17 protein-coding genes are annotated in these 18,213 nt (G+C 42.4%); 7 read left to right on the forward strand and 10 right to left on the reverse strand.

Going from position 1 to position 18,213, the window contains the following annotated elements; translation table 11 throughout:
• Window positions 1-29 precede the first annotated feature (29 nt).
• The 4 genes from RT138_RS06750 to RT138_RS06765 form a co-directional block, all read right to left on the reverse strand.
• Window positions 30-2,498 (reverse strand): TraG family conjugative transposon ATPase, encoded by a 2,469-nt coding sequence (locus RT138_RS06750; RefSeq protein ID WP_185211831.1) that lies wholly within the window; start codon window positions 2,496-2,498, stop codon window positions 30-32.
• A gap of 47 nt (window positions 2,499-2,545) precedes the next feature.
• Window positions 2,546-2,872, reverse strand: coding sequence for a DUF4133 domain-containing protein (locus RT138_RS06755; RefSeq protein ID WP_185211830.1), 327 nt, complete (start codon window positions 2,870-2,872; stop codon window positions 2,546-2,548).
• Between the two features lie 4 nt (window positions 2,873-2,876).
• Window positions 2,877-3,209, reverse strand: coding sequence for a DUF4134 domain-containing protein (locus tag RT138_RS06760; RefSeq protein WP_185211829.1), 333 nt, complete (start codon window positions 3,207-3,209; stop codon window positions 2,877-2,879).
• Window positions 3,210-3,333: 124 nt separating this feature from the next.
• Window positions 3,334-3,795: a hypothetical protein gene (locus RT138_RS06765; protein ID WP_185211828.1), complete on the reverse strand. Its 462-nt coding sequence runs from the start codon at window positions 3,793-3,795 to the stop codon at window positions 3,334-3,336.
• A gap of 349 nt (window positions 3,796-4,144) precedes the next feature.
• Between RT138_RS06765 and RT138_RS06770 the strand changes: the two genes are divergently transcribed.
• Window positions 4,145-4,615, forward strand: coding sequence for a RadC family protein (locus RT138_RS06770; RefSeq protein ID WP_093095777.1), 471 nt, complete (start codon window positions 4,145-4,147; stop codon window positions 4,613-4,615).
• Window positions 4,616-4,959: 344 nt separating this feature from the next.
• On the opposite strand, the gene RT138_RS06775 is transcribed toward RT138_RS06770, so the two are convergent.
• Both RT138_RS06775 and RT138_RS06780 read right to left on the reverse strand, forming a co-directional pair.
• The gene (locus RT138_RS06775; RefSeq protein WP_185211826.1) at window positions 4,960-6,081 is read right to left on the reverse strand and encodes a hypothetical protein; all 1,122 of its coding nucleotides are present in this window, start codon (window positions 6,079-6,081) and stop codon (window positions 4,960-4,962) included.
• A gap of 51 nt (window positions 6,082-6,132) precedes the next feature.
• Window positions 6,133-7,110, reverse strand: coding sequence for a helix-turn-helix transcriptional regulator (locus tag RT138_RS06780; protein ID WP_185211825.1), 978 nt, complete (start codon window positions 7,108-7,110; stop codon window positions 6,133-6,135).
• A 209-nt stretch (window positions 7,111-7,319) separates the two neighbouring features.
• Here RT138_RS06780 and RT138_RS06785 point away from each other — a divergent pair, with 209 nt between their 5' ends.
• From RT138_RS06785 to RT138_RS06800, 4 genes are all read left to right on the forward strand, one after another.
• The gene (locus RT138_RS06785) at window positions 7,320-8,261 is read left to right on the forward strand and encodes an AvrD family protein (protein ID WP_312696119.1); all 942 of its coding nucleotides are present in this window, start codon (window positions 7,320-7,322) and stop codon (window positions 8,259-8,261) included.
• 16 nt (window positions 8,262-8,277) lie between these two features.
• Window positions 8,278-8,961 (forward strand): AAA family ATPase, encoded by a 684-nt coding sequence (locus tag RT138_RS06790; protein WP_169918989.1) that lies wholly within the window; start codon window positions 8,278-8,280, stop codon window positions 8,959-8,961.
• Between the two features lie 48 nt (window positions 8,962-9,009).
• Window positions 9,010-9,999, forward strand: a complete 990-nt coding sequence (locus RT138_RS06795; RefSeq protein ID WP_185211822.1) for an AraC family transcriptional regulator — start codon at window positions 9,010-9,012, stop codon at window positions 9,997-9,999.
• Between the two features lie 208 nt (window positions 10,000-10,207).
• Window positions 10,208-10,573, forward strand: a complete 366-nt coding sequence (locus tag RT138_RS06800) for a hypothetical protein (RefSeq protein ID WP_093095768.1) — start codon at window positions 10,208-10,210, stop codon at window positions 10,571-10,573.
• A 77-nt stretch (window positions 10,574-10,650) separates the two neighbouring features.
• Here RT138_RS06800 and RT138_RS06805 read toward each other — a convergent pair whose 3' ends face one another.
• The 3 genes from RT138_RS06805 to RT138_RS06815 are packed head-to-tail and all read right to left on the reverse strand — an operon-like array spanning window position 10,651 to window position 15,893.
• Window positions 10,651-12,024 carry a RagB/SusD family nutrient uptake outer membrane protein gene (locus RT138_RS06805; protein WP_313190105.1) on the reverse strand — a complete coding sequence of 458 codons (1,374 nt, stop codon included), beginning with the start codon at window positions 12,022-12,024 and terminating at the stop codon, window positions 10,651-10,653.
• A 9-nt stretch (window positions 12,025-12,033) separates the two neighbouring features.
• Window positions 12,034-15,228: a SusC/RagA family TonB-linked outer membrane protein gene (locus tag RT138_RS06810; RefSeq protein WP_185211820.1), complete on the reverse strand. Its 3,195-nt coding sequence runs from the start codon at window positions 15,226-15,228 to the stop codon at window positions 12,034-12,036.
• Between the two features lie 2 nt (window positions 15,229-15,230).
• A complete protein-coding gene (locus RT138_RS06815) occupies window positions 15,231-15,893 on the reverse strand; it encodes a TlpA family protein disulfide reductase (RefSeq protein WP_185211819.1) in 663 nt (220 codons plus the stop codon).
• Between the two features lie 473 nt (window positions 15,894-16,366).
• Between RT138_RS06815 and RT138_RS18875 the strand changes: the two genes are divergently transcribed.
• Window positions 16,367-16,594 (forward strand): helix-turn-helix domain-containing protein, encoded by a 228-nt coding sequence (locus tag RT138_RS18875; protein WP_093095763.1) that lies wholly within the window; start codon window positions 16,367-16,369, stop codon window positions 16,592-16,594.
• Window positions 16,595-16,697: 103 nt separating this feature from the next.
• Window positions 16,698-17,099 carry a hypothetical protein gene (locus RT138_RS06820; protein WP_312696115.1) on the forward strand — a complete coding sequence of 134 codons (402 nt, stop codon included), beginning with the start codon at window positions 16,698-16,700 and terminating at the stop codon, window positions 17,097-17,099.
• Window positions 17,100-17,306: 207 nt separating this feature from the next.
• Here RT138_RS06820 and RT138_RS06825 read toward each other — a convergent pair whose 3' ends face one another.
• Window positions 17,307-17,834, reverse strand: coding sequence for a GNAT family N-acetyltransferase (locus RT138_RS06825; RefSeq protein ID WP_093095760.1), 528 nt, complete (start codon window positions 17,832-17,834; stop codon window positions 17,307-17,309).
• Between the last annotated feature and the right edge of the window lie 379 nt (window positions 17,835-18,213).

The raw sequence follows: 18,213 nt of genomic DNA on the forward strand, positions 1-18,213 counted from the left end.
TAATTAAAGTTTATATACTGATCAGTTATTTACTGGATGATATCTTTAACCATAGCCTTTACAGCACTTTGAACATCCCCATGCTGAGCATCCATGTAACTTCGCAGGAGAAGTTTTTCGCGTTCCTCGGTCGTGTAGACCAGATACTCCTCCTTCGACACTTCCGTACGGTAAACTTTGCTAATGACACCTGCAAGGCTAATAAAGACTTCCTTATATTTCAGATTAGGATCATTCGCTCGGTTCAGTGAGAGCACTTGTGCCTTTTCTTTTTCGGTCAGACCAAGGAGTTCTTGGATCTGATCAAATCTGTTTTGATATTTACTTTGGTCGAGCAAAATCTTGCAATCGCTATTGTTGATGATGGCTTGCTTGACCACAGGCGAAGAGATGATGTCATCGACTTCTTGGGTCACCACGACCGCCTCACCGAAATACTTTCTGACCGTCTTGAAAAGGTATTTGATATATTCAGCAAAACCTTCCTTCATCAGGGCTTTCCACGCTTCTTCGATCAGGATCATCTTACGCACACCTTTCATTTTTCGAAGCTTACTGATGAAAACTTCCATGATGATGATGGTAACAACGGGAAATAGAATCGGGTGGTCTTTAATGTTGTCCAGCTCAAAGACTATAAACCTTTCGTGGAGCATATCCAACTTGTCTTGGCCATTGAGAAGGTAGTCAAATTCACCTCCTGCATAGTAAGGACGCAGAACATAGAGAAAATTATCGATATCGAAATCCTGCCTCTTCACACGATCCCTAGCCACCGTTTGACGAAAAGTGCCATGGAGGTACTCATAGAAACTGTCGAAACAGGGGAAAATTCCGTCCTTTAGGGCAAGATATTCATAGAAACCGCTGATGGCGTTGGATAAGGCAACATATTCTGAACGGCGAAAAGCTTCGTCATCTTTTTTCCATAGCGCGAGCAGCAGTGTCTTAATACTTTCTTTTTTTTCGGTATCCAGCGGGTCCCCCTGTCCTAGGTAAAAAGGATTGAACCGGATTGGATTGTCTTCGGTATAGGTAAAGTAATAGCCTCCAACCAGCTCGCAAAGTCCTTGGTAGGAATGTCCAACGTCCACCAAAACCACATGGCAGCCTTGTTCAAAATAAGTTCGGACCATGTGGTTGGTAAAGAAGGATTTTCCACTTCCTGAAGGTCCCAAGATAAATTTATTCCGATTCGTACAGATCCCCATTTCCATAGGTTCATCACTGATGTCAACATGGAGTGGCTTTCCGCTAAGTCTGTCTCCAAGTCGGATACCAATAGGACTAATCGAACTTCGATAGCCTGTTTCCAGATTCAAAAAACAGCTGGCTTGGTTAGTAAAGGTATCGAAGCATTCGTTCATAGGAAAAGAACCTGCGTTTCCAGGTATCCCTGCCCAGAAAATTTGAGCTGCTCCTACCGTTTCTTCTTTGATCCGGCAGTCCATGCTCGCAAGGGAGGATGAAAGCAGTTGCTTTGCTTTTTTAAGTTGTTGTTCCTCTTCTGACCAGATCAGAATATTAAAATGCGCTTTGACAGCTTGATGCTGCAGCGCAAAAGCTTCGTTTAAAAAAGCATTGGTCGCATCCCTAGCAATAAGGTTCTGCCGACTGTAAGCTGCAAGGGATTGTAGACGCAAACGCTTGCCTTCCATTTTTTTTAAGGTCTGCTCGGCATCTTCCAAAAAGATATACTGGTTATACAGGTGATTGCAGGGAAGCAGTTGTCCCAAATGCGAAGCAAAACCCACGCTGAACTTGCTCCTGTCTGTGCTGTATTTATCGTAGTTCATGCGGCTTGCGCACAGCGATGGAAGGGATTCCGCATCACCGAGGGTATAACAGCCTACCTCTTTTCCGCCAATTCGAATGTCATTGCTTAGATCAATGTCACGTAGCAAGAGTGGCTCGTTGCCTGACGAAAGTGTACAGTACCGTTCCAGCAGTCCTGCCTGGTTCAATGTACTCTCTAGCTCGTCATGCCTCATATCTCGAATTCGGCAAAGTCCACTTTCTTGAAGGATGTTCACGAATTGCTGGCAACATTCCCGAAAACGTTCCGCATAGTCATCCTCCAAAATGTTTCGTGGAACAAGATTAGGCTTGATCAGGTTCGAAAAAAGCGAATTGACAATTCGTTTAGGTTCGACACATTTGCTGAGTAGCAAAAAGCATCGATGGTCAAGAAATGGACGTTCATGGAAATGTCGGTCTGAAGATTGGCTCATAAAACTGTTAGGATCGGGTCGAAATTCTGCTCGAAAGACACTTTCTAGAAACCAATCCTGCTTATGCAGGATGCTGTGCTTGGGTAGCAGCCGCAAAGCACGCACCCAAGCTTGATGAAAATCCTCAAAATCCTGTTCGCTTGAGGTAAATATTTCTGGAAGCACCAGTTCATAGGCCAACGTCAGATCGCCCATTTTACTGACCAATGCATTACCTTCAATTTCCAATATTGGAAACAACGCTTCCATCGACCTCTCCTTTGCCATATCTGTATCTTATATTTTAGGGACTTACTTAAGTGATTTGATTATTATTATTTAAATCTTTCTTCCAAACGAAAGACGGATCTATTTCTGCTCCGAATAGCTTTAGGTAACTGTGACTTGGCAATTTTTTTCATCAGGCCATACTGTCCATACTTCCGACTAAAGCGAAATATTTGGATAAAAAGAATGCATCCCAAGGTTATTATGATTGCCAAGCATAGCATACTTGGGACTCCCAGATAATAAAGCCCCGCAAACAGGAACAGCAACAGGAGTATTCCGATAGCCAGATACCAGATGTACTGCGCTTTGAGTCCTTTGAACTCTAGGGGTTGATTGATGCCCTTATTGATCGGGTAAACTGCACTTGCCATTTTCCTATACGTTGAAAAACGATTTGATGACCGTTGCTACCAACACTAAAAACACACAGCTTCCAAACCATGCCGCCGCGACCTTACCTGTATCAGGATCTCCATTGTTCCATTTCTGGAATACCTTGACCGCTCCTATAAGTCCTAGTATTGCCCCTACGGCATACATCAACTTGGTGCCGGAATCAAAATAGCTCCTTACCTTCTCATTGGCTTCATTGATGCCTGCCAGGCCATCTTGGGCAAAAGCAATTTCATGAACCTGCAAGCAGGCAATAAAAATCAATTTGCACAATTGCTGCTTCCACCTCCTTGGATTCCCTTCAATTTCCTTCATCACTATGTGGGTTAAGTTTTACTTTTTTTGGTAAGCGGAATGTCCCGGTCAACAGGCAACCATTCTCCCTATTCTCCAATTGCCCCAACGCTGCTGGTGCTGTGAGGGGACATCCGCTATATTTTTATGCGATCGATTTCCAGATCCGATCCATCTGTTTTTGGCTAAGCTCCCCTTGCATATCCTTGGATTCCTGAAGAATCATTTCCTCGATGGAAGGCCTTAATTCCACTTGACATAATAAGGGATATTGCATAAGCAGGCTTAAGATGTTTATATGGAGATCTTCTGCACTACCCTCGATTCGCGATTGTTTAAAGATCGTTCTGAGTTTTTGGCAGAACCGGTCCAATTCCATTTCCACCTGAAAACCTTTGTCTTGATCCTCTTGGCTATCTTCAGCTCGTTCATTCCTAGTATTTTGGTAAGGTGTAAATTGCTGAGTTGAACCTTCGATTGCCTTGAGTTGCCCTTCGAAAAAACTCAAAAACCTCCTGCGGTAAAAAACCACCAGCAAAATCAAATAATAGAGCATGGTCGATACCATGGCGAGCAAGATAAAGTGATTCCAGTTCAGTTCTTTCATGACGCTTTACGTATTGGTTATCATTCTAATAAACAGACACCTGTCCGTTGCTAAGATCAAAGTAAGCGGTTGACGCTTTGGCAAAAAAGAACAACTTTCTTCTTGTTCCTCTGCTGTTCCCTGTTCCCGTCCCAAATTGTTTCCAGAGCGGCATTTTTATCATTTACTCCCTGGAAAGAATTCTGCCATGAAGTCCGGACTTCGGGTCGGAGGCGGAACAAAAAATTCCGGCATAAACACTGTCCCAGCCAACTTCCCTTCATTTATTCCGTTGCTTTTTGCCCTTGCTTTCCTTCATCCGCACCAGATGCCATAATTCATTCCATTCGTAAACTTAAAACTGAAAACTATGGAAACTCAACAAAATCAACAGGAATGGCAACAGGTTGCCGAAGTACGCATATCTTACCAAAACCCAGTTCGACCTTCCCAAAGACCAAAGCTCACATCTTCCAAAGAGGTTTATTCCCTACTGCTCACCTGTTGGAATGCAGAAAGGATAGAGTATGCCGAAGAATTTAAGATTCTATTGCTCAATACAGGAAATAGGGTGTTAGGAATCTATCAAGTTTCTGCAGGTGGTATTGATGCCACTCCAGTGGATGCCAAAGTGATATTTACCGCAGCCCTCAAGGCGAATGCCTCAGCTTTGATCCTGGTGCACAACCACCCCTCGGGAAACCTGGTTCCCAGTGACCCTGATATCCTGCTCACAAAGAAAATCGACCAGGCAGCACGGTTGCTGGACATCCGCGTACTGGACCATCTGATCATATCTCCAGATGGTTATTATTCTTTCAAGGATTCCGGAAGGCTATAATTACGAGCTTATTCCACCTTATTGAGGCTTATAGGATAGGGTTCCATAAGCCTTTTTTTATGGAATTTGAAAATTCACAACTTACAAGCAAACCCGCTGTGCATGGATAAATAAGGCTAACTTTCAACTTAATGATAGTTCAGTTGAGGGGTTTATGTTGATTCCACCAGTTTGAAAGTTATGTTCTTTGATCCGCTCATTACTTCCCTTCTTCAGCAAGTTTAGGAATAGGAACCGATCTTTAGGTAGAACAGAGAACATTCAAAAGGATAAATCGTTTGATTCGGTCCTTAAACGAGATGAAGTTAGTAAATAAGTAAGTAAGTAAGGGATAATTGCAGATTTCAATAGCTTTGGATCTTTTCGATCATCTTCTCCAGCAGGCCAACAGCAACCTGTCGGTCCCTATCTTCTGGAGAGTACGCTTTGCTGCGGACCGCTCCATAGGAAAGATTTACCTTGCGGTCGGTACTTAGGAATGGGATGATCTGCCGAAAGACCGCGTTCATGGATTTGGCTCCGACCAATCGGCTTTCATCCATGGCACGCAGGATGAGCGCAAGCTGGTCAGCAGAAAGGTTGCAGGTAATTTTCTCCAAACCACTTTGCTTGGCCTTGACTCCATCCTGAAATGGAGGTCGAGCCCCTTTATTGTCTTCAAGGGACAAATACCTTTCGATAAACTGTTCCAACAACCCTATCATTCGGTTTTTTCTGATACCGTTCAACCGTGAGGTTTTCTTTAGTGTCAGCAGGTATTTCCCGAATGATTCCGTAAAGGAAATCTGCTCACTGGCGTCCGATTTTTCGATTCCCCTTTTAACCCTTTCGAGTAAACTGCTCATGTACAGCCCATCCCGATAATCCAACAGGATCAGGTTCGCATCGACCCAGGTTAACGGAGGGTGATGGAAACTCTGAGGGACATGCTGCTTAAATCTATCCATAAAGGCTCTCAGTTTTTTCAATACGCCATACCTAGGATTCTGTTCCAACCGTTCACTGAGGACCTTTTTGAGCAAATCGATAGTATCTCCTGCATTGGTTGGAAGGGGCACCTGAGCGGGGTCAAAAGACTCGTCAAGCTCCCTTTGGAATGCCTTTACCATCCGTTTGCTCAAGGGATCATTTCCGTTCAAATGCTGGGAAAACCGTTCATCGATTTCCCCTAAAAATGTCTCCAATAGATTGACACATTCGCAAGGCCTGCCTTGTAAACCATCAGGTTCAATTTCCTTTGAAAGGTTCTTCAACATATAAAGGATTGTATTCCGTACTTTCCTGAATTCCCTTTCAAATTGGTATTCCTTTTTTCGTAAGAAGTACATTCGTTGGATTGATATTGCGGTTTGGGTCAGTAGTTCTGATAGAGATGTATCCACAAGTAAACCACCATTCGCACACATTGAAGCGGAATCGTACCACCCAATCAGTGCCATCAATTTTTCCGTTAAATCCTTTCCCATAATCACCGAACTGCATGAAAAATTTTTTCCAATCGACAATCATCCCTATGCTCAGGCCTGAGGAAGGTTCAATCGACCGGCCAGGCCATCAATACAGCCATCCAAATGGTTGAAGAAATGGATCCGCTCCTTTTCCGAAAGTTTGCTCAGGCAGCTGGACTTATTCAATACGCCACGGATCCAATCAATGGTTTCGGTAACGTACCTCATATCCAAGGTCGCAATGCTATTGATGGTATAGAGCTTGACCGATACGGACTGCTGGCCATCAAATCGGCACAGCATCTGGCTTATGCCCAGGTTCACGGGCGATAGGTAGAGGTCAAAGTGCACACCCTCGTGTTTTTCCTGCCTTTTGGTCCATCTTTTTAGATTCGTTATGAGATGGCCGAGCTGCTCCAGTAGCAGGCCAATGCTATCCTGATTTCGAAAGCTACCGATGTCATAATGGTATTCCAGGAGTTCCAGGATTGGCCCGATCGTGCCCCTTGACCAGATTTCCCTGGATGGGATCCTGCAGTAGGTTTCATGTAGGTTTTTAAACACCGGTTCCAGGTGCTGCTTTTTGAGTTCATAAACAAAATCCTCATAACTGACCCCTAGGTTCAGCACGGCTTGGTTCCAGGAGTAGAGCTTAAAATAGGTTAGCTCGGCAAATTCCATAAAATGGAAGATAGGGATGTCGTCGGCAGAGAAGATAATCTCCTTTTGCTCGCAAGAAACCATGTGCTGAAGTTGGAGAAGCAGCTGGTGGATATATTTGGTATAGTTATAGCTATCCTGATGGTTGAGGCTCGTGTGCCTAAATACTACATTGTGCCGGTCACTAAGCAGATAACTGTCCAGCGAAACGCCATAATGGCGGCAGAGCTTCCCTAGTTCACTGGCAGTGAGCTGCACATCACCACGCTCCCTGCGGTAAACCGCATCCCTGCCCAGGTGCAGCAGTTCGGAAATTTCCTTCGACCAGGAGGCCGGATTGGAAATCCTTGAGCGAATTTCCTCAAATAACAATTTTTGAATATCCATAACTGGAAAATTTAGGTTCAAAAACTAGACGAATTCGCAAAATATAAATTAATAATTAATATCACAATCTTTTTGCTGCATTGGTTAACAAATATTTTATTCAGTTAAATAATTGCAGAAACGGCGGATGTCACTGGACCTCTTACGGCATTCGCCAAAATTATCATTGTTCCCTGCCCTACTTTTAGCTAAAAGCAATACAGCTAACCATGAAACAGCCAATTGATAGCTTAGACAGCCTATTGGGTCCTTCCCAGACCCGCTATTTTTCCTTTGGATTCAGCAGGTTCCAATTTCAGGTTTCCAATTTCAGCCTGGGTGGACAAAACCAGATCCGAGGATCCTTTTCCGTTCATTATGATGGTCCGCAAAGGCCAAACCAACAGGCACTACACTTGGGAAGCATGGAATATGTTGCCATGGGCTTATTTTTGGCAGAGGGCATACTCATCAAGCAGAAACGGCTGACCAGGTATGAAATTAACCGCTCCATCCTGCGGAACCTTACGCTCCAAATAAAAAAACCAATGGACATCACGAGCGGAATGACCGTACCGTTTGAAATATCCATTGCTGAATCCCATCAGGATCTCAATTCGATCAACATTGGCTTGACAAGCATGGAACTAAAGATACAGAATGCCCACGTGCGTATCGTTATAGACCATCCCGGCCCAACCCAGATCGATTTTCGGGATTTTGATCTCTGGCCTTTTGGGGAAGGTTCCCTCCACCGAGAGTTATACAGGCAGCGCAACCTCGAATTGGACCAAATCTACATGGACCTACAGACTGAATCCATTTCTGCCCAATTATCAAGACCGTTACCATATCCTTCGGATGTTTGGGGATTCAGTGCCTATGACAATCCCCTTAGTCCTTTGGACAGCGTTCGGATATCGGGACAGCTGATGCAGGTGCTGCTGTATACCCTTCTGTCCAAAGATCGGTTGGATTGTCCCAATATTTGGCTTAGGAGCATGGAAATCGACTTTAAGCGTCCCTACCGATCCGATTGTTACCGCGTTGATCTGCAGTTCGACCTCCGCCAGCAGACCATGCTGCGCGGGAAAGCTTGGCAGACCGTTTCGCTCATGAGCCAGATGGGCAACATGGATGCAAAATTTAAGATTTGCCATGAGATGCCCTGAACATAAGCCCCGGATCGTGATCAGCGGGACCTACTGCACTGGAAAGACCAGCCTCTCGATCGCCCTTTCCCTAGCTACCGGGATTCCAACGACCCATGCCCCAACCATGCGTGAGATCCTTCCTTGGTTATTTCCGGGCACCTCGCTAAAGGATTGTTCCTATGCACAGTTGCTTCGTTTGGGGATGGAACGCTTTGAGCGGCGCGTTCATGCCGAAGCTGGATTGTCCACAGGCTTCATCAGCGACGGCTGTCCACTTCAGGAATGGCTCTATGGCAGCACCAGGCTGATCACCGGTGCTTATCCCGAGGAGAATAGTTGGACCATGCTGTGGAAGAAACTCAAGAACTATCGCGAATTTCGGGATTTTGAACTGTTGCTGGCTGGTTTTGAAAAGATGGCCAAGACCTATACAAAGAACAGTTATGACATCTTCTTTCATCTCCCAGTCGAATTTCCTTTTATTGAAGATGGCCACCGACCTACCTCGGAGCGTTTCCGAGAGGAATCAGAAAGGATACTGATAAATACGTATCGAAGTCTTCAAATTACCCCGATATATGTTTCCGGAACACTCGAAAACAGGCTGAAAACGATACTAAGTCACTTAAACATAACATCAAAAATACCACTGGCAGAGGCAGTCGACCTTTCGGTAAAACTCAAAGAACGTCTATTCGATCGGATAACCCTTGAATAGAAGCCCATCACTTTTATTAATGAAGGGCATTTCAAAATGAAATGTATCATGAAATTTATACTTACCCTTCCTGAAATAACCTCCAGAGAGCTACTGCTAAAAGGAATAGTAGATACTGTCTTTCTCCCACTACCCTGTTCGGCTTACATGTACTTAAAAGGTGGTCGTTGCCAGATCAAAAATGCCAGTTTTGACAGAGAATGCCTGCTGATCGAACATTATATTATTAGCTGTGAAAAAGAATATTCCCTAACCATACAGTCTACCTCGAATGTTTATGTTTTGCTCATGCTTTTTAAAGGTTCGATAGCCTATACCAATAAAAACGGCATCAGTCCCATAGTCCTGCATCCTGGAGAGACGATACTGCTGTTTGCCCGCCAGGACATGTATAATATCACCTTTCTTGACCAGAAGATTGAACTCTATACCATTAGCATATTAGACACATTTTCTCCGATACTCTTTCATCGAAACAGCCTGCTACCTGATTTTGTTGCAGATTTTAACAATAAGAAAATAAATGGAACCCTGCCTCAAAAAATGGACACCTATTTCACCATGTCTTTAAAAAGATTACTCAAGGTTCCGAAAAACAACAAAACACGCTACGAAAATTATCTCATCAATCGCTTTTCTAAATTACTGTCTGCCTACAAAGGACTGAACGGGAAATACAGTGTTCAGCACACCTCATTAACAATCAATGAAATTCATAGCGATTTAACGATTCATTTTTTACAGGCCGACAACCAGTTTATTCGAAGGCTGGCCAGAAAAAACGGAATGTCCATTTCCAAAATGGATCGTCTGTTTAAAGAGAAGTATGGGACAACGGTCCGAAAGTTTATCAACGAAAAGAAATTTGAACTCATCACTGACCTATTAATAAAAACAGAAATATCACTTTTGGAGCTATCGATGAAATTCAATTTCAGCTCTGTCAGCGCCTTGAACAGAGCGTTTAAAAAACATTACGGAACAACCATGAGAAAATTCCGAGGCACCTATAAAAATCAACCACTTTCGAAAAAGTAAAAAAATAATACGCATCAAAGTTGGTTAACCTCAGATGTTTTTCCTGCTTACTTTTGAAATAGATTGGACAACCGAATAACGAACCATGTTAAGCACGCCGAAACATACCAGAAAATTTGCTCTGTTCCCCATCAAGGGTTTGCTGGATATTTTCAACAGCAAACCCAGCGAATGTAATCCGAATACATAACCAATAAAAGAAATAGAAATGAAATCAATCCATAAAAATAGAACGTCAGTACTTGGACTAGTACTGTCGCTCATAGCACTAAGCGCCATAACGCTAACATCCATAAAAGCAGGAGAGAAAGCCAGCGAAAATGAAACAAGAATCCCTGCAACTTGGAGTTTCACCGGAACAAATCCTCTGGATTCAAGCCACTACACATTAGGGCAGCCCCTGCCGTGTAACGACGTTCCTGAACAGATCTGCAGTATAGAAGCTGACGCCAGCGGCAGCTACCCAGATCTTACTCCTGAAAGAAAGGCCGACATTCAAGAAGTTCTCGATGCACTGGATAACAATGAGGTTCCCTCTACGAACAACACCGTAACGGGATTCCGCAGCGAATAGTGAAGCACCCCTTTTTTAGAGTTCCCATATCTTCCATTAGATATGGGAACTTGTTGATTAATAAACTGGGCCATGGATTAACGAGGGTTTTGTTGCATCCCAGAAAGTTCAATAACCTGATCCGGTATAGCAGAAACATAACGCAAATCACCGGCAGGAAGTTCATAGTCCTCCCACGAAGCACCATTGAAAACTCTGCGCTTCAGATCCTTCCGAAATCTATGATCCCGATTCAGCCTCCTTAGGTCACTCCATCGCACCCCCCGAAATAACAGTTCCTTTCTGCGCTCAGCAAGGACCGTGTCTAGAAGCTGGTCTTGATCAAGTTGTCCAATCGGTTCAAATATATTTGGATCATATCGATGGGCAAGCAACAAGTTTAAGATCTCCATTCCTCGAGCCACATTTCCCCTACGGGTTTCGCATTCGGCGATGATAAGGTAGAGCTCATCAGTAGCAAGACCACAGAACAATGTGGGCTCAAGTCCGCTATAAAAACCTTTAAATGCGGAATAACCATTGGATTTCTCTTCAAAGAAAGCTTCCCTCCTCAGGTCACCTTGCTGATATTGGCTAAGAAGCAACGTGTCCATATTTGAACGGCTTTTGGTAATGTATGTTGCCGAAGATACATTTTTTGCAAAATAGATAATTTCCACATTCTTGGAAACTTCAAAAGGATTAACCGCAGAAAGGTCTATCGTATTGTAATTCAAAAGCTTATTATTCAAAGAATAAGCTTCTTTTGCGAATTTCAGCGCTTCCTCGTATTTTTCAATAGATAAATAAATCCTGGCAAGCAAGGCAAATGCTGCCACCTTATTGGGTCTAGTTATAGTTTCTGAGTGAACAGGTAAAAGTTCTAAACTTGCTTTCAGATCGTCCAGTATAGATGTATAGGTGTCCTCGACGGAATTTCTTTGAAAGGCTTCGTTGATATCTGAGGATGTACGGATCGGAATACCCGCAGAGCGATTGTCTCCATTGGGATCGTATGGTGCACAATAGAGCTGAGAGACCGTAAAATGACGCATGGCTCGTGAAAAAAGTGCTTCGCCTTTCATGAGGTTGAGGTTGTAGGTGATTCCATGGTCCTTGATCTGCTTTTCGATCGATTCCAGCACGACATTGGAAATCATGACCGCTTTATAAGAAGAAAACCAGCTTGAATTTTGAAATGTTGAGACATCTCCGTCCCACACGTAAAACCTTTGGTCAAGCTCCGATCGGGACTTCCAAACCGTATAATCAATGAAATATTCATCACTGAAAAGATCATTCAGCCCGGGAAAGGCGCTATTCATCAAACCATCGTTATCAAGCAGGGCCCTTATGTCCTTTTCATTTTCGGGAATGGACAGCGAACCGTCAGATTTCTGATCCAGAAATTTTTCACATCCCGTATTCAGGACAATTGCTGCCAGCATTAGTATATATAAACTCTTCATCATGCTATTGATTTAATATTTCCAATTAATGCCAAAACTGAAACTTCTCGGCTGCTGCCAGGGATAAGCCTCTGGATCGAGATGCTCAGAATTTTTGGTCAATAACAATCCCAAATCATTGGCCACTCCGAAAACTGTAATTCTGGAGCTGCGTTTTGCCAATTTCAGATCAAATGCGTAACTGACTCTTAAATCCCTTACCCGGATATAATCTGCCGCGTAGATATTAGCCTCCGACTGAGCATAAAAGGCATCCCTGCTGGAGTTGGCAGGGTAGGTCATGCTTGGAACCGTTGTTCCCAGCTCGTCTCCTGGCTCCTTCCACCTTTTAGCATAATCGCCATGCGTTCGCCATAAATTGTAAACTTCGCCGTACATGATCGTTTGCTTTTGCGCAAAAGCACCAAAGTTATAAGTCAGCTGCAAGGAGACTTCCAAATCCTTCCATCTGATAGATGTCTGAAAATTACCAAAATAAGGCGCCATAGAGGTTCCGAAATAGTTTAAGTTTTCTACCGAATCCCGCATGAGAGCACTATAATCTTTGGATAGCGAGCCATCCATCAATCCCTGAGGGTCTCCGTTTTCAGGATCAAGTCCCGCAAAGTAATAGGCAAAAACCGGATAGGGACTTCTATTCTCCAAAGGCCTCATCGACGACCCCACGTTTTGGGTATAGAAAGATCCGTTGACCGATGCTCCGTAATATTTAACGATGGTGTTCCGGTTTTTGGAAAGATTGAGTGACGACGACCAATAAAATGCTCCGATCGGAATTCTAAAGTTAAGGGTAGCATCGAAACCCGCTCCTTTCATCACCCCTACGTTCTTGGTTACGTCTGTAAAGCCCATCGTAGGGTCCAAAAGATCGTCTGCCAGCAGATCTGTCGATTTTTTCCAATAATAATCAAAGCTGCCCGACAGTATACCCCGGAAAAGGGAAAAGTCTGCTGCAAGATTATACATCGCAACATCCTCCCACCGAAGGTCCGCATTCGGTAGACTGCGCACTTGGGCCTGCGGAAAGTTATTCATCCAGCGCGAGGAATAATTGAGGTAAGCGATAATGGGCAATGTCGAGGTGGTCCCGCCTGCATTTCCGCTATGGCCAAAAGTTCCCCTGATTTTTAAAAGATCGATTACGCTGCTAAGCAGCATCCAGCGTTCCTTGCTTAGTTCCCAGCTCATTCCAACAGACCATAAGGGATTCCAGCGACGATTCGTGTTCACGCCAAAAATATTCGAGGCATCCTTTCTAAAGGATCCACTGACACTATATTTTTCCCAGAACCTATAGGCTGCGTTTCCATAAAATGAGACAAAGCGTTTGTCGTTCCGTGTGATGTTCTCACCAGTTGCAATCCGCTGGCTACCCATTAGTCCATTGTAGGTAGGAAAAAGACTATGTTGGTCTACAGGAACGGTGGTAAGCGTACGCTCATCGTACCCGTAGTATCGGAAGGAATTTGTTTTTACGGCCGTACTGTTTATATCCGTTCCAAAGATCATGTTGAGCTGGTGACCTTCTCCAAATTGTTGGTCAATATTGACCATAGCTCTTCCCCGATGTGCGGTAAGATCATTAAAACCCATATCATGAATGGCACCATAAGGAATCGGATAGCTGTAATTCCCCTCTTCAACCTGAGTAAACAGATTGACCAGATCGCGAACGTAAAATGATTCTGGATCATAGATACCGGACTTATCTGCGGACTGTCTCCCAAGGCTATACATCAGGTTAAGATTCATCCAATTCAGAACAGAATATTGAACGTTAACATTCGCATTTGTTAGCCTTATCCTATTTATTGACCTGCTCACACCGATTTCTTCCAGCGGGCGATATTCCCAATCCATTAAGCCTTTATCATCTAGCTGAGCCAGATAATAAGAATTATATGTACGGGGGATACTCGCTGCCCTTCCATCTTTTCCGATCAGTTCGGCATAGGGATATAAGTTAGCCCGTCCCCCGCCGATGGAAATAGGAAAATCATTTCCACCTAGTGGCAATGTGCTCTTGCTGCTACTGTGATCAAGGCTTAGATCAATTTTGACTTTCTGAAAAGGTTCATAAGATATGTATTGCGAAAACGTCGTCCTCCCTGAATTGGAAGTGTGTATATTCGCACTGTTTCGGTCATAGCCAACACTTCCCCTAAACCCTAATTTATCCATTTGCTTTCCAAAAGATACATACTGCTGGAAGACGGAAGGATTCTGATAGTAATGCTTTAGCATAGTTTCCCGGTAATCATTCTTCGATAAACTTTCAAGTGTTTGCTCAAGATGTCCCTTAGTAATTAAACCTTCCTGATGCTGTTTTAACAGATCTACAACCGGAGATATAATAATGCTTCGGTTAACGGCAGGATCAAGCAGGGAATTAAAAAAACCCTTTTCGAAGAGCATGCGCTCCACCTCAATAAATTCCGCACTGTTCATGATAGAATATTTCAAAATCCGTGGTTTCTCCGAGATCTTGAAATTGCTTCGAAAGTCTATAGCCATGTTTTGGCCGGAAGCTTTTTTTCGGGTAATCACCAGGACGCCGTTGCCGGCACGCGATCCCCAGATACTGGTCGCAGCAGCATCCCGAAGCAGCGTAACGGACTCCACGTCGGCCGGGTTGATCGAATTCAGGTCGCCGTCGAATGGAAAATTATCCACCACGATAAGCGGTGAGGTCATCGTCGTCGTAAAGGTACTCAGGCCACGTACCATGAGCTCCTTGCTCCCCGCCCGGGTCTCAAACTGGAGTCCGGGCATCGAGCCTTCAAGGCGTTCAATGAGCGAGCTCCCGACACGCTTATCGATCTGATCAGATCCGAAAACAATGTAACTGCCCGTCGATCTCTCTTTAGAAATCTGCTGATACCCCGTATGTACGATATTGACCGTCTCCAAGCTATCGCTGGTTGGGCGAAGTGTAACCAAAATTTCAGGCCTTTCCACATCAAATATCAGTACCTGATTTTCATATCCGAAATGCCTGACAGCGATTTTACCTTTATCCGAAGAAACAGCAAGAGAGAACATTCCATTGCTATCGCTCAACGTTCGCTTGTCCGATCCAATTACCTCGATCGTCGCTCCAGTAATAGTTTGCTCTTTCTCATTTATAATTTTACCATGAACCCTATACTGTGCCCAGACATCTATCGACGTAAAAAACAATAGACTTAAAATAACAATTGTTTTCATAATCAATCGATGTAAGGTTTGTCGAATTTCTGATCCAATAGGTTTCGATACGTGATCAGCTGAACAACACCATATTTGTTGATCCATACATAATACGGAAATCCGCGATTGGGAAACAGCTGCTGAAGATAGCCATCCTCGATGACCGAAACCATATCCTTAAATCCGATACCGGTAAATTTACCAACCTGACCATTCAAGGCCTTTTCAATCGTTTTCAGATTGTCCTTAGAACGGTTCGGGTTTACTCTAATAACCGCTAGGTCTTTTGTATGACTTTGGACATAGCTTTCTATTTCAGGTTGGTTTTTGAGGCATGCAGAGCACCATGTTGCCCAGAAACCCAGAACTAGCATTTTTCCTTTATGCTCTGTAAAATCTCTTCTGAGCGTATCGCCCTGCGATACAAAAAGATGTTTAAGACTCCAAAAGCCGGCAGGAACTTTGTCACCTACCCTTAATTCAGGGATTTGAGTGCCAGGGCAAGCAGCAGCCTCCGGGTTTGGAGACTGTGCCAGCACAGGATTACTAAACAACAACATTTGGAACGCCAAGAGCAAGGCAATGAAAATTCTTAAGGTACATGTTTGATTATTTAAAGCAGTATGCTCTATTAGACAGATTTTTTTGGACAGTTCTCTCCTGCCCCAATAAAAATTCTTCATTTTTTAGGATTATTAATTGTTTCGGAATTAGAAAATCTATGAATAAGTGGGGATTAAGAAATTAGTATCAACACCAAATGGTAGATACATCAATCCTATCAAAAATCAAACTGGCGATTTGATAAGGTTTTTTAAGAATTGTTTTTTCATAACTCACTGTTTTAGTTTATAAAGTGAGTCTCTAATGAAAGGAACCTATAGTGGGTTACTGCCAACCGTACAGCAGGCTTCCGACAGCCAAACAGAGCGGAATTACAGCAGTAACCCAAGAACTATAGTGAATACCTAAGGTACACAAAATATTCTTGGGCATTACACTACCGTCTCGTCTGTTTGCAGTTTGTCGGAATTTGCTGTCGAGACTCTTTTAGTCTAATGCACTTACACCACATAATGGTGTGATGATACAAATATAAATAAAAGGACATAAATGTCCTAATAATTTTTAACTTATTTTTTGACATTAGTATTCAATGTCGGAAAAAATTAGAGATATAAATTTTTTAAAACAATTTGGGCAAAATCTTAGGTCCATAAGAGAATCGAAAGAAATGTCTCAGGAGGAATTTGCTTCCTTTTGTAATATCGATACGAGGCAGTTGGGGAGAATTGAGAGAGGTGAATCCAATTCAACAATTTTAACAATAAAGAATTTAGCAGATAAACTTAACCTTCCAATTAGCTATTTTTTTGACTTCTAGCAGAAATCAATCACAAAAATATTGATTTCTAGGATATCAAAATAATGATTAAAAGTAGGGTATGCCCAACTTCACTTTACTCAGGCTCAGGTGACTCGCTCAGGTGACTCAGGATGATCATATTCCAGAATCTATTTTAAAATTAAAGGAAACCATTAAAAAAGGAAGATCAGTGGTTTCTATTGGATTCTCTGTGGTACGGAAAAGTTCTTTAGTTTATACAGGCTGTAATGAAAATATATTAAAAACAGCTGAATCCACTTCTTCTACCTCGAAATGGAACCACTCATCAACTCTTAGTGAGATGGTCTTAATGAAGATGAAGGGGCCTGCAATCTTGATGCATACACCAATCGTCAGGGAATTGCGAATAACAATTAAGGGCCAACGTCATATTGCTGATTTTTTAGATATTTCAAGCTCCTCCAGACATTTTCATTTTAAAAATTTTGAACATATAAACGAAACCGGATATGTTTTAGATTCAATAGAAAACGGAGATTAAATAAAAAGTTAATCTAAGCTATCTAAAACCAACGAATCAAGCATCACCGTTCACACATTCAGAACATGAAAAAAGGAAGAAATGCAAAAAAATGTGAAAATATTGAAAGGTATTAAAATGCACAAGCCAAATTTGCAATAGCCTTATTTAAAACAGTGGATGCATTAAAAACACCTCTCCTGTACTACAGAGCATCAATCCCGACAATCATCCGTAAAACTCATTTGGATATTCCACCATTCCCTGTACATTTTCCAATGCATTATCTGTCAATTCTATCAACATACAGTTTTTATCAGGAACATCAAAAGGTAGTTTTATCCCGTAATTTTTCATCATTTTGTATCCGAACTTCGGATAGTATTTCTCATGGCCTAATAATATTATAGATCCATAATTTAATTTTTTGGCTACTTCATGGGCCTTTTTTATCAGACCAGCACCGATCCCCATCCCTTGAAAATTTTTCAATACAGCCACAGGAGCTAAAGCTAAGGAAGATGTTACCTTTGAATTATTATCAATAATCTTAATTTTAGTCAGTAAAATATATCCAACGATCTGTTCATCTATTTCAGCTACCAGAGATAACTCAGGAATGAATGATTCGGATTTTCTTAACCTTTCAACTAAAAATTGTTCCTTGTGATCAGTGAATTTTTCACCTTTGAAAGCATTTTCAATTAGCTTGAAAACTTCCTTATAATCCTTTTTCTCTTCTTGTCGAATGTTCATCCTTTAAATTATTTGTTTAATAGATCTTGACCAATGAATCTTTTCATTTCTAACAGAAACCAATTGTTTTAGCAATCTGCAATATCCAGTTCAATGTGTTCTATATTAGATAAATATACCTGTCCATTTCTTACATTTCAATTTGGACCTTGTCGTTGGCAAATGGGTCGTTTCAAACCAATCCATTGATTCCCAAAATAGGATGATTTAATGCAACGATTGATTGATTTTATGATATTCTTTTTGTTTAAAATCAGGAAAATATATACTATTGAATTATTGTCTCGAAACAATCCTAAATTTCATTTCTTTACCTATATTAATATAAAAGACTTTATTTCTTAGGCAGGCTTAAATTGGATATATGACTGTATAATAA

Origin of the sequence: Sphingobacterium sp., assembly GCF_032065005.1 — a bacterium.
Lineage (GTDB): Bacteria > Bacteroidota > Bacteroidia > Sphingobacteriales > Sphingobacteriaceae > Sphingobacterium.

Excerpts from the sequence above, each read along its gene's own strand:
- RT138_RS18875 (WP_093095763.1), top strand. The coding sequence starts at position 16,367 with ATGTCGGAAAAAATTAGAGATATAAATTTTTTAAAACAATTTGGGCAA.
- RT138_RS06775 (WP_185211826.1), bottom strand. The coding sequence starts at position 6,081 with ATGGGAAAGGATTTAACGGAAAAATTGATGGCACTGATTGGGTGGTAC.
- RT138_RS06765 (WP_185211828.1), bottom strand. The coding sequence starts at position 3,795 with ATGAAAGAACTGAACTGGAATCACTTTATCTTGCTCGCCATGGTATCG.
- RT138_RS06815 (WP_185211819.1), bottom strand. The coding sequence starts at position 15,893 with ATGAAGAATTTTTATTGGGGCAGGAGAGAACTGTCCAAAAAAATCTGT.
- RT138_RS06800 (WP_093095768.1), top strand. The coding sequence starts at position 10,208 with ATGAAATCAATCCATAAAAATAGAACGTCAGTACTTGGACTAGTACTG.
- RT138_RS06780 (WP_185211825.1), bottom strand. The coding sequence starts at position 7,110 with ATGGATATTCAAAAATTGTTATTTGAGGAAATTCGCTCAAGGATTTCC.
- RT138_RS06770 (WP_093095777.1), top strand. The coding sequence starts at position 4,145 with ATGGAAACTCAACAAAATCAACAGGAATGGCAACAGGTTGCCGAAGTA.
- RT138_RS06760 (WP_185211829.1), bottom strand. The coding sequence starts at position 3,209 with ATGAAGGAAATTGAAGGGAATCCAAGGAGGTGGAAGCAGCAATTGTGC.
- RT138_RS06750 (WP_185211831.1), bottom strand. The coding sequence starts at position 2,498 with ATGGCAAAGGAGAGGTCGATGGAAGCGTTGTTTCCAATATTGGAAATT.
- RT138_RS06755 (WP_185211830.1), bottom strand. The coding sequence starts at position 2,872 with ATGGCAAGTGCAGTTTACCCGATCAATAAGGGCATCAATCAACCCCTA.
- RT138_RS06810 (WP_185211820.1), bottom strand. The coding sequence starts at position 15,228 with ATGAAAACAATTGTTATTTTAAGTCTATTGTTTTTTACGTCGATAGAT.
- RT138_RS06805 (WP_313190105.1), bottom strand. The coding sequence starts at position 12,024 with ATGATGAAGAGTTTATATATACTAATGCTGGCAGCAATTGTCCTGAAT.
- RT138_RS06795 (WP_185211822.1), top strand. The coding sequence starts at position 9,010 with ATGAAATTTATACTTACCCTTCCTGAAATAACCTCCAGAGAGCTACTG.
- RT138_RS06785 (WP_312696119.1), top strand. The coding sequence starts at position 7,320 with ATGAAACAGCCAATTGATAGCTTAGACAGCCTATTGGGTCCTTCCCAG.
- RT138_RS06825 (WP_093095760.1), bottom strand. The coding sequence starts at position 17,834 with ATGAACATTCGACAAGAAGAGAAAAAGGATTATAAGGAAGTTTTCAAG.